This window comes from Paenibacillus sp. CF384, from assembly GCF_900106745.1.
GTDB lineage: Bacteria > Bacillota > Bacilli > Paenibacillales > Paenibacillaceae > Paenibacillus_Z.
The window spans coordinates 73701-87385 of sequence record NZ_FNNV01000003.1 but is presented as its reverse complement, the minus strand read 5'-3'; the positions used below and the strand labels follow the sequence as shown (position 1 = coordinate 87385).

Annotated in this window: 11 protein-coding genes; 1 reads left to right on the top strand and 10 read right to left on the bottom strand. The window is 50.0% G+C overall.

All coding sequences use genetic code 11. The features are described 5' to 3' along the window. Positions 1 to 3: 3 nt before the first annotated feature. The 7 genes from BLW29_RS07845 to fdhA form a co-directional block, all read right to left on the bottom strand. Positions 4 to 717 (bottom strand): 7-carboxy-7-deazaguanine synthase QueE, encoded by a 714-nt coding sequence (locus BLW29_RS07845; RefSeq protein WP_090977987.1) that lies wholly within the window; start codon positions 715 to 717, stop codon positions 4 to 6. Beyond that, positions 707 to 1189: a 6-carboxytetrahydropterin synthase QueD gene (queD, locus tag BLW29_RS07840; RefSeq protein WP_090977985.1), complete on the bottom strand. Its 483-nt coding sequence runs from the start codon at positions 1187 to 1189 to the stop codon at positions 707 to 709. The genes BLW29_RS07845 and queD overlap by 11 nt, the downstream gene beginning before the upstream one ends. Positions 1190 to 1270: 81 nt before the next feature. Then, the gene (locus BLW29_RS07835; protein WP_090977983.1) at positions 1271 to 2080 is read right to left on the bottom strand and encodes a PhzF family phenazine biosynthesis protein; all 810 of its coding nucleotides are present in this window, start codon (positions 2078 to 2080) and stop codon (positions 1271 to 1273) included. Between the two features lie 31 nt (positions 2081 to 2111). Next, a complete protein-coding gene (locus tag BLW29_RS07830; RefSeq protein WP_090977981.1) occupies positions 2112 to 3056 on the bottom strand; it encodes a DMT family transporter in 945 nt (314 codons plus the stop codon). Between the two features lie 52 nt (positions 3057 to 3108). After that, positions 3109 to 3561, bottom strand: a complete 453-nt coding sequence (locus BLW29_RS07825) for a GyrI-like domain-containing protein (RefSeq protein ID WP_090977979.1) — start codon at positions 3559 to 3561, stop codon at positions 3109 to 3111. A 170-nt stretch (positions 3562 to 3731) separates the two neighbouring features. Continuing rightward, positions 3732 to 4793, bottom strand: coding sequence for an eCIS core domain-containing protein (locus BLW29_RS07820; protein ID WP_090977977.1), 1062 nt, complete (start codon positions 4791 to 4793; stop codon positions 3732 to 3734). 406 nt (positions 4794 to 5199) lie between these two features. Beyond that, positions 5200 to 6417 carry a formaldehyde dehydrogenase, glutathione-independent gene (gene fdhA / locus BLW29_RS07815; protein ID WP_090977975.1) on the bottom strand — a complete coding sequence of 406 codons (1218 nt, stop codon included), beginning with the start codon at positions 6415 to 6417 and terminating at the stop codon, positions 5200 to 5202. Positions 6418 to 6612: 195 nt separating this feature from the next. Here fdhA and BLW29_RS07810 point away from each other — a divergent pair, with 195 nt between their 5' ends. Next, on the top strand, positions 6613 to 7242 hold the full coding sequence (locus BLW29_RS07810) for a class I SAM-dependent methyltransferase (protein WP_090977973.1): 630 nt from the start codon (positions 6613 to 6615) through the stop codon (positions 7240 to 7242). Between the two features lie 52 nt (positions 7243 to 7294). On the opposite strand, the gene BLW29_RS07805 is transcribed toward BLW29_RS07810, so the two are convergent. From BLW29_RS07805 to BLW29_RS07795, 3 genes are read right to left on the bottom strand one after another with little or no spacing between them, the layout of a single operon-like run. Next, positions 7295 to 10330 carry a HEAT repeat domain-containing protein gene (locus tag BLW29_RS07805; RefSeq protein ID WP_090977971.1) on the bottom strand — a complete coding sequence of 1012 codons (3036 nt, stop codon included), beginning with the start codon at positions 10328 to 10330 and terminating at the stop codon, positions 7295 to 7297. Continuing rightward, positions 10327 to 10854 (bottom strand): GNAT family N-acetyltransferase, encoded by a 528-nt coding sequence (locus BLW29_RS07800; RefSeq protein WP_090977969.1) that lies wholly within the window; start codon positions 10852 to 10854, stop codon positions 10327 to 10329. The genes BLW29_RS07805 and BLW29_RS07800 overlap by 4 nt, the downstream gene beginning before the upstream one ends. Before the next feature lie 20 nt (positions 10855 to 10874). Further along, complete coding sequence (locus BLW29_RS07795; protein WP_256208468.1) at positions 10875 to 13550, bottom strand: adenylate/guanylate cyclase domain-containing protein; 2676 nt, start codon at positions 13548 to 13550, stop codon at positions 10875 to 10877. Positions 13551 to 13685: the final 135 nt, after the last annotated feature.

Below are 13685 nucleotides of genomic sequence, written 5' to 3'. Positions count from 1 at the left end.
CCCTTACACACCTCTCTTAGCCGGATCCCAGATTATCTTGTGCAGCTGTAAGTTCAACTTCACGCCTGTTAGTCCGCTTGATAGCATCTTCTCCACCAGCTTTGCCGGAGGCATGCTCTCCCACACGGGACTAAATAGCGCAAGCGCAGCTGTCGGATATTCCTTCAGCGTTTGCACAGCAGCATCAAAGTCACGATCCGTGGCAATGACAAATTTCACTTCATCCTGCTCCCGCAGCAATGCGAAGTTATCATGCAACATCGCCGCATGCTCCCCCGAATCCGGAAGCTTATAATCCATAATGTATCTAGCCTTCGAAGAGCGGATATCGCGAAGGAACGGCGCCAGATCAATTGCTCCGTTCGTTTCCACATGTACGTCTTTAATCCGTTCAATATCACATAACGCCTGCAGCAGCGCTGCTGAACGACTGCCGTACAGAAGAGGCTCGCCCCCGGTCATACAAATATACTCCGCTTTATATTGCTGCTCCACTTGGGACACAATATCTTCAATCGTCATTGTAAATTCTGCCTCTGCCGGTGGATAGCTGTACTTCGTATCGCACCAAACACAGCGCAAATTACAGCCAAACAGACGTACAAAAACGGTCGGAAACCCGGCACGTGTGCCTTCGCCTTCGACCGTTTCGAAAATTTCCACCATCGGAAGCCGAATGGAGCGCCCCTCAGTCGGCGCTATATCCTTATCCGGCATTCTCGTCCGCCTCCATCATGTCGCGCGTTACTGCCGCATAGCTCGTCGGCGTTTCCCATAAGCGAATTTCTTCAATGCGAATATTCGGGTAATGCCCTTCCTCCAGAAGTGCATCATGGATTTGCTCATAAATCCAAACGACCATGTTCTCTGCCGTCGTATTCATTGGTGGCAGCACTTCGTTCAGATAGCGATGATCGAGCTTATCGATTACCCGCTCTTTGGCAATCCGTTTCATATCTGCAAAATCGATGGTCAGTCCGCGATGATCTGTCTTCCCGGACATAATCGTTTGAAGCTTATAAGTATGGCCGTGCAGACTTTTGCACTTGCCTTCATATAAATGCAAATGATGCGCACTATCAAAAGTAAATTCCTTGGAAACGATCACCCGTCGGTTATGATATCGGAGCTGATTCTCCTGGATATCTTTGCCGAACTGCTCGATATGTTTCGGAATCTCGTAAGTCACGTTCCACACCTTCCCCTTTATGCAATTGCAATATGAAATTATATCACAAGTTGCCGCTTGTATCTAGATAGGGATTTCTACCTACTGACCTGTAAGCTGCCCCTTCACTACGGTTACTGCCTGACCGGATAACAGTACTCGGTCATTCTCGAGCTCGATGTACAGTTCGCCTCCTCTTGGAGAGGCCTGATAAGCCATAAAGGTATTCTGACGCAAACGTCGCTGCCAATAGGGGGCAAGTGCGCAATGAGCCGAACCCGTAACAGGATCCTCATTGCATCCGGATGCCGGATAGAAGCAGCGTGATACGAAATCATAATCGCCCGGCTTCCCCGTTCCTTTGCTAGTCACGATAATCCCTCTTGCTTCTACCTTTGCCAGCATGGCATAGTCAGGCTTTAATGTCTGCACAGTCTGTACGCTGTCGACCTCCACCAAATAATCCATGCGATTCTTCCCGACATACCTTGGAATTAAGCCTAACCCTTGTATGAGTTCTTCCGGCACTTTTATCGGCTCTGCGGGCTCTGAGGGGAGATTCAGCCTAATACCCTCCTCTGTCCGTTCTGCGGTGAGCAGACCGCTGCGAGTATGGAAGGAAGCTATGCAATCCGGTGCGAGATGTTGATTTTCCCATAAGAATTGAGCACTTGCCATCGTGGCATGCCCGCACAGATCCACTTCTTCCGTCGGTGTAAACCAACGAAGATCGTAACTTCCATCCTCTCTCCGCTGTAGGAATGCAGTCTCCGACAAATTCATCTCCGAAGCCACGTCTTGCATCCACTGCTCATCGCGTGTCTCGGCAAGCAGACAAACGGCAGCCGGGTTGCCACGGAATGGTACGGATGTAAAAGCATCTATAATCGAAATCGGAATGGATAGGGACATCGTTTCACTCACCTCTTTCGCAGTTCATTCATTATACGGCTTGATCCGCCTTCACTACGCGTTTACGACTGTTCACGATGACAATCCCTGCGGAAACGAGCGCCAAAGCACCCAGTACTGCTGCAGACAGCGGCTCGCTAAGGAACATGGCAGATTGCAGCACACCGAATACCGGAATGAGGAATAGGTACATCGATACGCTGCCAACACTGTTGTATTTCATGACATTGTTCCAGAGCATGAATGCCAGCGCCGATACGAGTGCCAGATGAAGAAGCATGAGCAGTGCGATCCCGTCAAAATGAAAAGGCGCCAAGCCCGACTGCCATGCTCCGATGACGGTAAGCACAATCCCGCCGACGAGCATTTGATATCCGTTAATGTACGGGATGCTATAAGAAGCCGCAGCGCGTTTGGATAGTAAATTCGCAATCGCATTAAACAGTGTTGCCGCAATTAGCAGCACTTCACCTAACGAGAAGTGAAGCCCGCTGTTTCCGTCATGCTTGGATAAACCCAGCACAAGAAGTCCCAAGAAGCCGACAAGAAGCCCGAGGCCTTTGGTTCCGTTGATACGGTCATTTTTATATAGGAAATGCGCTAATGCAATTTGGAAGAATGAGATCGTCCCGGCAATGACTGCGCCTACGACGCCTGCGCTCTTCGATAATCCTGCATAGAAGAAAATGTACTGCAGAACCGTTTGGAACAACGCAATCGACGCGACCATGCCGCCGCTGCCCCGCTGGTAACGAAGTGTCTCCTTCCGTATCAGCATGTAAGCCAGAATAAGCAGACCTGCCAATGTGAAGCGGTAGCCTGCGAATAATATTTGTTCCATCGTGTCATGCGATTCAATGCCTAACCTTGCGTAACTCAGTTTAATAAACGGATAAGAGCTTCCCCAGAGCAAAGTTGCGCTGACGGAAGCTCCAATTATGCCTAATGGGTGGGTGAAAAATTTGGCTGCTGTCATGATTGAATCTAGTTCTCCTTTATACGGTGCAGGCAGCCAGTTGAACGAAGCTTTATTGTTCTACAATGGGAATCAGCAGCTCGACCTGCTCCTCCTCCAAGTGTTCATCAATATAAAAGATTTCAAGGGATACGGCATTCTCCCTCTTCAACAGCTTCTCCTCGTTCATCCAAGCCGATAGCTGCTCGTAGCCTTCACCGATGCGTTTATTTGTACATGCTGCCATGGCGTAGGTGCGCTGCGGGATTGTAAACTGCACCATGCCGTCCGGCACTTGACTCAGATGGGGGACCTCAAAACATGCCCAATATGTCGCAAATACTTCGTTGCCGAAATAGGGACTGTAAAGCACGGTTGTCTTTACTTCGCCTTCGATTTCATGCTTTCTGGAGAGAAACTCGCTTTGCAGATGAATCGCTTCATCCGGAAACGATGAATAGGGACCGCAGTAGCTGATTCCGACCATGTTTAAGGCAGGTTTCGTAACTAAAGTGCAATTATGCATCGCGAATGACCTCCCACAAAGTGTAGTGACGCTTTTAGGTTGACCCGTAATCAGTTTACCATGTCCACGGGTTTGTTTGGTAACTATTTATTGCCTTTCTTACGGATATATGACAAGAAAAAAGCAAACTTCCCTGAGCGGAATAGTTTGCTTCGTTCATTCTTAATCGATTAGTTCTGTTGGACGATATGGGTGAGCTCATGGCTGAGAAGTTGGAGCCCGCTTGCCGTACCCGGTTTGTACTCGCCTTGACGGAAGAAGATATCATTGCCGGTTGTGAAAGCTCTGGCGCCGACCTTCTTCGCAAGATCATCCGCCGCATTATCAGTGTGAATCGAAACCTTGCTGAAATCAGCCCCGAAAGAATCCTCAAGCTGCTGGCGCAATCGATCTGGCAATGGCTGTCCCTTGCCGCGAAGTTCGTTGATCGATTCCTCGACGCCCGGACTAGCTTCCGCAGGAGCGCCATCCTCTGCCCGTTGAATCACCGAGAACGGATCACGCTTCAGCTGCAGTTCTTCTTCCTCGGACTCGCTTTGCTCCTCACGCTGGATCGCCCCGGCACTGTCCGCCTTCAGCTGCAGTTCTTCTTCCTCGGACTCGCTTTGCTCCTCGCGCTGAATCGCCCCGGCGCTGTCCACCTTCAGCTGCAGCTCTTCTTCCTCCGTCTCGCCTTGCTCCTCGCGCTGAATCGCCCCGGCGCTGTCCGCCTTCAACTGCAGCTCTTCTTCCTCCGTCTCGCCTTGCTCCTCGCGCTGAATCGAACCGGCGCTGTCCGGCTTCAGCTGCAGCTCTTCTTCCTCCGTCTCGCCTTGCTCCTCACGCTGGATCGCACCGGCGCTGTCCGCCTTCAGCTGCAGCTCTTCTTCTTCCGACTCCCCTTGCTCCTCTGCCCGCTGTGCAGTGGAATCGCTATCCTTTGAGTCGGACTGTAAGTCGCTAGCCACGCGAAACGCGACTTGATCCGCTTCCAGCTCGTACGCATCGGTTGGCTGATTGATCGTCATTTTGGCCATGATCGGCTTCCCGCTGCCTGCGGTCAGCTGCTTAGCGGCCGAATTCCCAATCGACCGCTGCAGCGTATGTATATCTGCTGCCTGAAGCGGCGCTCCGCTAGCCAGCGCACGCTGCACGGAAGCCACCGAATTGGATTTGGCACGTTGAGCCGGAGCTTGCTCGTACGTGCTTTTGTCCATTTTACGAATCGATTTGCCTGAACCGAAAGTTCTCACTGAAAGATTGCCTCCCCGAATCCGCTAACAAGCCGCTTTTCTCTTAATATACCATAATCCATGAAAATTTTCGTCAAGATTCACTAGATTCTGCAGGCCATCACTAGTTATGTTATCTTGTGCTAATTTATATTCCGCGAGAGTTTGATTTCTGAACTCACAGCTTTATTTCGAGGCAGTTTCTACGATGAGAGTTCAATTTTTGAACTTTCACTCCATTACGCGCGGGTAGATTGGTTAGTTAACCTCTGAGAGTTCAATTTCTGAACTCTCAGCCTAATTTCCGTTTGTTTTCGGCGCTGAGAGATCATTTTTCGGACTCTCGTGCTCAAATCCCGTAAATACCAAACAAAAAAACTGCCTCAAAAGTCGCAATCGACTTTTGAGGCAGCTTGTACAATTGGGATTAACGACGGACAGAGCCGTGCGGATCGATAACAAACTTCTTGGAAGCACCTTGATCGAATGCCGAGTAAGCTTCCGGAGCTTGATCGAGCGAGATCAATGTCGCGTTAACCGCTTTCGCAATTTGTGCTCTGCCGCTAAGAATCGCGGTCATTAGATCGCGGTTATATTGCATAACCGGCGTTTGGCCTGTTACGAATGTATGGGATTTCGCCCAGCCTAGACCGAAACGGATTTTGAGTGTGCCGATTTTGGCATCCTCATCCACCGCGCCCGGGTCGCCTGTCACATACAAGCCCGGAATACCCAGTCTACCGCCTGCACGCGTAACTTCCATGATGGAGTTCAGTACGGTTGCCGGTGCTTCGCCATGCGATTTACCGTGACCGTGGGCTTCGAAGCCTACGCAGTCAACCGCACAATCCACTTCCGGAACGCCGAGAATTTGGTCGATTTGCTCAGCCAAATTCGCATGCTCACGCAAGTTGACCGTTTCGCAGCCGAAGCTTCTCGCTTGAGCAAGACGTTCGCTGTTCAGATCGCCTACGATAACGACAGCTGCACCAAGCAGTTGTGCGGAATGAGCCGCTGCAAGACCGACAGGACCTGCACCTGCGATATAAACCGTAGAGCCCGGCTTCACGCCTGCGCTGACAGCACCGTGGTAGCCAGTTGGGAAAATATCAGAGAGCATGGTCAGATCAAGAATTTTCTCCATGGCGCGCTCTTTATCCGGGAACTTGAGCAATTGGAAGTCCGCATAAGGCACCATTACGTATTCCGATTGGCCACCAACCCAGCCGCCCATATCTACGTAGCCGTAAGCCGAGCCCGGACGATCCGGATTCACGTTCGAACATACGTTAGTATTACGTTCTTTACAGTTGCGGCAGCGTCCGCAGGCAATATTGAAAGGCACCGATACGAGATCGCCCTTCTTGATAAACTCTACATCGCGGCCGACTTCAATAACTTCACCCGTAATTTCATGACCCAGCACGAGACCGCTCGGTGCTGTAGTACGACCACGCACCATGTGCTGGTCACTTCCGCATATGTTAGTAGTAATTACTTTAAGGATGACGCCGTGATCGCATTTTCTGCCGACATTAAGCGGATTAACACCTGGGCCGTCACGCAAAACCAGATCAGGATAAGAAATATCCCGTACTTCAACTTTACCGGATTCTACATATACTACTGCACGATTTCCTGCCATTCGTCAGCCTCTCCTCTTATACTGGAATAAATAATCAGAAAATTATCACCCTACCATTGTAATCGCTTGCAGATTGAAAAGCTATGCTTATTCTCCTGTCTTTTACAATCCGTTTCATGTGTCTATTTTCTACAATCCCATTTCATAGGATATACTGTTCCTAAAGGCAGCTTTCATATGTGAAGGAGATTGGATATGACCGAAATTTGGGAATCAAGCTTTGTACAAAATCAATTGATGTGGGGATTTGAGCCTGCTGATTCAGCAATCGTAACCAAAGACTTTTTCCTGTCGAACAACGTAAAAGATCTATTAATACCCGGCATCGGCTATGGCAGAAACGCCAAGGTTTTTATAGACAACGGCATTCATGTAACCGGAATTGAAATCTCACAAACTGCCATTGATCTGGCACGACAAGAAGGGCTTGAAATCGATATTTTTCATGGATCCGTAACCGAGATGCCGTTCGATAACAAGCAGTATGACGGAATATTCAGCTATGCATTGATTCACTTATTGAATAAACAAGAGAGAGCCAAGTTTATTCAGGACTGCTATAATCAGTTAAAGCCCGGCGGTTATATGATCTTTACTACGATTTCGAAGGATGCCCCCATGTATGGGAAAGGCAAACAGCTGGATAAAGACTATTACGAGATCATCGATGGCATGAAAATGTTCTTCTATGATGTTGACTCTATCCACGAAGAATTCCAACATGTTGGCCGGTTAGAAATATCGGAAATTGTAGAGCCGCATAAGAATGCGGAAGGTAAACCTCCGTTTCCATTCCTTATGATCAAATGTCACAAAAATAACTAACAAAAAGGGAACTCTCCGCGAGTTCCCTTTCATTCCGCTATATCCCGCTCAATCAGCCTGATAGAGCAATCCTATTCTCAAGCATGCGCACGCGAGCGAGCGATGCTTTCAGCAAGCCCATTCCGATTTCCGGATGCAGGCGAATGAGCTTCGCCATTTCATCGCCCAGCAATGTCAAGATGCGAACATCTCCTACCGATCGAGCCGACGTTGTAGCTGTCGTTGCATCGATGGCCGAGGTTTCGCCGAAAACATCCTTTGGTCCAAGCTCGGCAATGATGCCGTTCATCCTGCCTGATGCAAGCAGCTGTACCGAGCCGTCTACGATTACGCCCAGCTTGTTGTTGACCTCCCCGCTTGCTACCAGACGAGTACCGCTTGGATGTTGTTCTTCCACCGCAATGCCGGCAATATAGCCGAGCTCCTCTAACGAAAGATCACTGAAGAACGGGACTTGCTTCAGAAATACGACTTTGTCCAGCATCCCCATTAACGCCAGTTGTCCACTCAATGATTCGTTCTCCTCTCGCTGCAGCGCATCGGAAGCGAGCAGCTGCAGCCACATATCCTGTAAGCCGGCCGCCGCCCGCAGCACTTGAACGGCTTGTTCATAAGGCAAGTCAGCATGCGGAGCGCTCCAGCCTTCGAACAAAGCGAGCAGTGCGACGGTCAACCGCTTGTCCGCCGATCCTTCCGCCAACGCTTCAAGCCCGCTCTCTCTGACTTCCTCATCCTCATCCTCAATCGCTCTGCGAACCGCATTCACAACGTCACCTTCAGCAGTGCGTTCCATGACGGTCCATACGCCGTCAAGCAGGAATGCCTTGTGTTCGGTCAATCGCATCCGTGCCAGCTCAGCTCTCGTGCTCAGTTCCATTGTATACAAGGCCGCCTCAATATCGCGACTCTTCCATAGTTCATCCAATTTCACTAGAGCAGCGCCCAACAAGACGGACTGAGATTCTGCTTCTTCCAGAAGGGCAGCAAGCGCGCGAATAGATGCACTCCACACCTTCGGCTGTGCTTGCTGCAGAACATCCTTCAGCGCCTCAATAGCGCCGCTTCCCATGGCAATGAAAGCTTCTATTGTAACCTGATATAACGCCGGTTCTGCCCACTCGAGCTGCTCAATCAGCCATGGAATTGCGGCAATATGCCGCAGTTTCCCCATACAAGCAATGGCTTCAGCCCGGACAGCAGGGTCGGTATGACCAAGCAGCTGCTCGACATCCGGGAGAAAGCTGTACATTTCCAATTCGGCAATCACTCGGCAGATATAGACGGTCTGTTCCCCGCCTTCTTTCAAATACCGCTGAATGACCTCATAACAAGCTTCGAAACTTTGCTCATTTTGCAAATAATAGAGTGCTTTGACCGCTTCCGCTACCACCTTAGGGCTCGAATCCAGCAGCTTCAACCTGACAAAATAGACGGCTTGATGCCGCATATGATCGGCTCGGCCCAGCAAACGGACGCCGGCAGCCCTTACCTCAAAGTCGGGGTCTTCCAGGAACGAGGCTACCTTGACCAGCGCTTGAAGCTCTGCCCGTTCGAGGTTCATCGCCCTTAGAGAAGCAATACGAATGCGAGCGCTGCGATCATCTACAAGTGCCAGCAGCTTCGGCAGATAGGTATCGTCTCCCGTTCGGCCGATCATCCCAAGCGCGACCTCGCGGGCATAATCGTTGCTGTTCGCCAGCAACTGATCCAGCATAAGCGGCGATTTGTTCTCGCGCATATACTCATCGAAGGCGAGCGCAAGGTCCTGCCTCGTATCCGACATCGTCTGAACGCTTCGAATCAGCTCGCGAATATATAAGGATTTGCCAATGTAGGTCAGCAGCACAAGCAGAACGGCGCCGCCTCCGCCCACCCAGGCAAGCAGCCTTAAGCTAAACCCAAGCTCAGCATGCAGCGACTGCAGCAGTGCGCCAATCAGAATACCCAGTGAAGCCGCAACGCCTTGTGCGATATAGCGGTATCCATCCCGTTGAAGCATCGGCAGCAGCTTGAAGAACAGCTGATTGGCAGGCTCCGCGAAATAATATAGTAACAGGTATAGGAACATATACCCGATCGACAACGAGTAGAGAATGAACGATGTGCCGAAGGTAGCCGCTGCTGCCACGAAACCACAAGTGAAAATAATGGCGATCGCAGGCAGCATATTACTTTGTCCAAGCCATGCCATTAAGCGATTCGAGACCAGCTGGAGCAGCAGCGCTATCGTAAACAGCAGTGTTGTAACAAGTCCAAAGAACGACGCAAACTCCGATTCCGTCTTATAGATCGTACGAGTGACATTCAGAAAAATGTATTCCATTAAGAAATACAAGGCTGGCATCAGCGTCATAATGCCGATTGCCACCAGCAAATAAGGAGTGGTGAAGGAGCGTCTGAAATAATCGCCGGATGACAATCCGCCTTCTGCAGCACCCGATGCGACACTTCGCTCTTGCTTAAGCGTCAGCGGCACAAGATAGTGTGCAATGGATTTCCAATAGTTCACTCCGCCAGCAAGAAGAAACAGCGGCGCTAACATATAGACAGCGTCTGCACCAAGCCATTTGCTCACAACCTGCGCAAGCACCCCTGCAGCAATACCGCCAAGCGCGGCAGAGGATACAAATACGGGCATCAGCCGTTTCGCTTGCTGCGTCGGACACAAATCTACCGCCAGACTCCAGAGCAGTATCGTTTGCTGCCTTACTACGAAGCTGGAGCTAAGGAAGAGAAACGGATAATACGCCTTCGGACTGATGTCCAGAAAGTTAAACAGCAGCAATGCGACCGCATTTACGCCTATAATGACGCCCATGATGGCAAAGAGCGCACGCATGAGCTGCGGTTTGGTAAGACGACTCGTCAGCCAAGACATAAACCAAGCCTCAAGCGGCATGATAACCGCTTCCGCTCCGTACACATAAGGCAGATATTCACTGCCGAAGCGCTGGTTAAACAAGGTCATATATCCGTTATAGTTCAGCAGTTCCGAAATCCCGCACAGAAAAAAAACAGGCGCCATCATGGCCAGCTTTCGCCGATCCTCGAATTTGACGCCGATCCATCGTAGTATCATTGCATTCATCCGATTATTTCCTCATAACGTACGCTGCTCAGCTTTAGACTATAAATTAACCGGTCTTCCCCTTCAAAATAATAATCCGGACAACGGCCAGCAAGCAGGAACCCTTGACGTTCGAATAGCCGTCGCACCGGCTTGTAGGCATCCGTATTGCATGTATACGTCAATAGGTAACGCGCTGCCCTGGAACGCAGCACCTCGATCATGTCCGTCAGCAGGAGAGACGCGATGCCATGATTGCGGTACTTTTTATGGACAACGAGATAATCCAAGTAGTACCCGCCGGTCTGCTGTTCATTTTGCAAATACCCGATAACGCCTATGATGTCGTTCTGCTCATTTTGTACAAAACGGTATTCATAATCCGATGTCAGAGAATTGAGCGGATTGGTTAGATAATGCTGGATTTCGCCAGGCGTGTGGTTGACATCGTCGAACGAGTCATCCGACAGAAAGAACGAGCTGATTCCCCTTGCTTCTGCTTCCAGCTTGAGCGGCCGCACTTGAAAGATCGTTTGTCGCATCATTCGTTAATCCTCCCTTTGCCTTATGAAACGGCTAACGTGCCGTTCCAATCGACAGCAGTGCCCCTCTGGAAATACTCATCGCATAGATAGAAATACAGCTTGGCTGTTTTGTCGAGTCGGTTCCACTTAATGACTTCAACGAAGGTTTCCCGTGCGTCGAAGAAACGGCCTTCTTGATAAAGCTGAATGCCTCGCTCGAACAGCTTCTTGGTCTTGTCCTTACCGGAGCGCAGTGCCTCCGTATCGCCTTCATAAACATCGTAAAGCTCGATCGGATCTTGATTGCCTTCGATATGAACGCGTCCCAGCCAGCGGAATTGGAACCGCTCCGGCGCTTCCATCGACTCCAAGGCGGATCGCGTCACAAGAATGGAAACACCCAGCGTCTCGGAAAGCTCCTCCAAACGCGAGGTCAACGTCACATCGTCCGAAATGACATTGCTCTCCATCTTCGTCTCTTCGCCGATGATCCCGAGCATGAGCGGCCCTTTATGAATCGCAATGCCAATTTCGACCGGAATGTAATTCACTTTGGCTCTGTGACCATTATAGACGAGCAATTCTTTGCGAATGGCAATTGCCGCTTTAATGGCATCTTCGGTTCGACTCGGGAACAAGGTCATGAAACCGGCACCAAGATAGTTGCTGATTAAACCGTTCTCCTTACGTACCAGTGGACCAAATCGGCTTAAGAAGGAGTTCATGAAATTGAAATTTTCTTTGGGTGTCAGCCCTTTCGACATTTCATAGAACTGTCTAAGCTTGGTCACCATGACAACCATGTTCTGTTGAACCTGATCACCGAGATGCACATCGAGAATGCCTCGTTTACCCAAATACTTAAATACTTGTTGGGGCACGAAGCGGAACGATGCCTCGCTGAATGCGGTAATGTCGCTGATATATTGCCGAATATGGCGAACCATGAGATTAAACTGCTCACCTAGGTCAGCCACCTCGTCGCGTGAGCGAATATGGACTTCTGCGTCCCAGTTGCCATTCGTGATATCTGTAACACTCTTGCGCAGCTTCCTTAAGGAAGCCAGCAGGAAGTAGGACGAAAGCATGAACACGATTAGGATGAGCACCGTGATGATCGTGATATTTTTGAAAATCGTTTGGTTAATCGTTGCATTCTCCGCTCGCAAGACGCTCAGATCGCGGCCTGTCTCATAAATACCGACAATCTCGCCCTTCGAGTTGTAGACAGGAGCAATCGCATAGGTCCATTGGCCATTCGCATCTACCCAGCTACCGCTTATCACCTGCCCCTGCTCAACGACCGGAAGGTTGTCCTCCGATAACGGAAAAGGCTTAAACATATTAACGCCATCGTCATCATCCGCAATGATATAGAGCTTGCCATTCTCGTATTTGTATACCGTGCTGTACAACCCTCTGCGGTCAATGCTGTTATCATGCTGGAAAAGCACATTCATCCGCTCTTTAATCTCTTGATAGTCAGCGTTCATGAAATCATTCGGTGACGTCAGCTTCTCTAGTCGATCACCATCAATAATATACTTGCCGCTCTGCGCCAATACGGACAGCTCGCGCTTCATTTCCTCTTCCATTTTGCCGGAGAAGCCGTCGTAGATCGAATTGGACAGCAGTACCATCGAGATCGTAACAAGGGGTACAAAAGCTACCATCTGCTTAAGGAAGAACGAAATGCGACGACGCATGATATGGATGTATACGAGTCGTGCCGACGCTGCAAGCAGGAGCAGTCCCGCTGCCGCAGCCCCCCAGACAAGCCATTGCTGGGTTCGTTCTTGATTGCTGTAATGAAGCTGAGCAAAGGAAGACGTTACTGCCCCATTGCTGCTCTGTTTCATCATTCGGTCTACCAGCAGCAGCTCACTGCTCCCGTCCGCGTGCAAGGTATAATCTGCGATCTCCAAGCTCTCTGCTTCAGGAGCTGCGGCGGCTAATGCCGGTTCTTCCAGCAGCAACGTGATCGGGTTCGCTGTATTGGGCGTAAGCTTCGTCAGCGCGTTAATGGAACGATCGATAAATAGAATATTTCCATTGCCGTCCAGCTTCAGACGCTCCGGGAAGTTCTTGCGTGTCTTCTCCATGCCTGCAACTGGGTAGAGCGACTTGCTAGTACCATCCGCTGCTACTTGGTAGATTGCGCCTCGCTTGGTGGTGAAGTAAATCGAACCAGGTTCCGTTCCATACACCTCGGAGAGGAAACGGTTCGGAGGCAGCTTAAATGCAAAAGGCTGTGCCCATTTCCCGTTATCAAGTGAAAGCTGCTTCTGCTGAACTTCATTCGGCTTGCTTATGTAAAAGGTTAATAGATTGGCTTTAATTTGGAGTGCTCTAAGCTGTCCGATTCGTTTGCTGGTCTGATCGCCCTTCCACATGAAGAGCTGTTTATCGAACTTGCCTTCCGCGGTATAGCGCACGATTTCCTCTGATTCGACATACAAGCCGTATTGATCGAGTACCGTATTGATTGCATACACTCGGCCCTGTTCATCGACTGCCAATTCGCTGAAGTTGCTGCGATTATTACTCGATTGTTTAATTCGGTACTTCAGCTTCCCGTCTCGATCGATGGCTTGAATCTGCTGCTTCGCATCACTAATGACGTAGACATCGCCACCGGTGCCCGCCGCAATCGCCGACAAATTCGAAAGAGCAGTCGCATCCTTCGTTGGATTCTGAGTGAGCTCGTTACGGTGCATAAACAAATATACCGACAATCCTATCAAACAGCATAAAAGTATAGTCAACCATAAACGAGGATAGCTTCTTCGGTTCAAGGATTTACTTGGCCTTTGCAGGTTCATCTGTAGGACGCTCCCTTTCAGAGAGAAAAA

What these genes read in the sequence shown, in the direction of transcription:
- BLW29_RS07835 (WP_090977983.1), bottom strand. Translation starts at nt 2,080, where the DNA reads ATGTCCCTATCCATTCCGATTTCGATTATAGATGCTTTTACATCCGTA.
- BLW29_RS07830 (WP_090977981.1), bottom strand. Translation starts at nt 3,056, where the DNA reads ATGACAGCAGCCAAATTTTTCACCCACCCATTAGGCATAATTGGAGCT.
- BLW29_RS07805 (WP_090977971.1), bottom strand. Translation starts at nt 10,330, where the DNA reads ATGAATGCAATGATACTACGATGGATCGGCGTCAAATTCGAGGATCGG.
- BLW29_RS07825 (WP_090977979.1), bottom strand. Translation starts at nt 3,561, where the DNA reads ATGCATAATTGCACTTTAGTTACGAAACCTGCCTTAAACATGGTCGGA.
- BLW29_RS07845 (WP_090977987.1), bottom strand. Translation starts at nt 717, where the DNA reads ATGCCGGATAAGGATATAGCGCCGACTGAGGGGCGCTCCATTCGGCTT.
- BLW29_RS07800 (WP_090977969.1), bottom strand. Translation starts at nt 10,854, where the DNA reads ATGATGCGACAAACGATCTTTCAAGTGCGGCCGCTCAAGCTGGAAGCA.
- BLW29_RS07795 (WP_256208468.1), bottom strand. Translation starts at nt 13,550, where the DNA reads ATGCACCGTAACGAGCTCACTCAGAATCCAACGAAGGATGCGACTGCT.
- BLW29_RS07810 (WP_090977973.1), top strand. Translation starts at nt 6,613, where the DNA reads ATGACCGAAATTTGGGAATCAAGCTTTGTACAAAATCAATTGATGTGG.
- fdhA (WP_090977975.1), bottom strand. Translation starts at nt 6,417, where the DNA reads ATGGCAGGAAATCGTGCAGTAGTATATGTAGAATCCGGTAAAGTTGAA.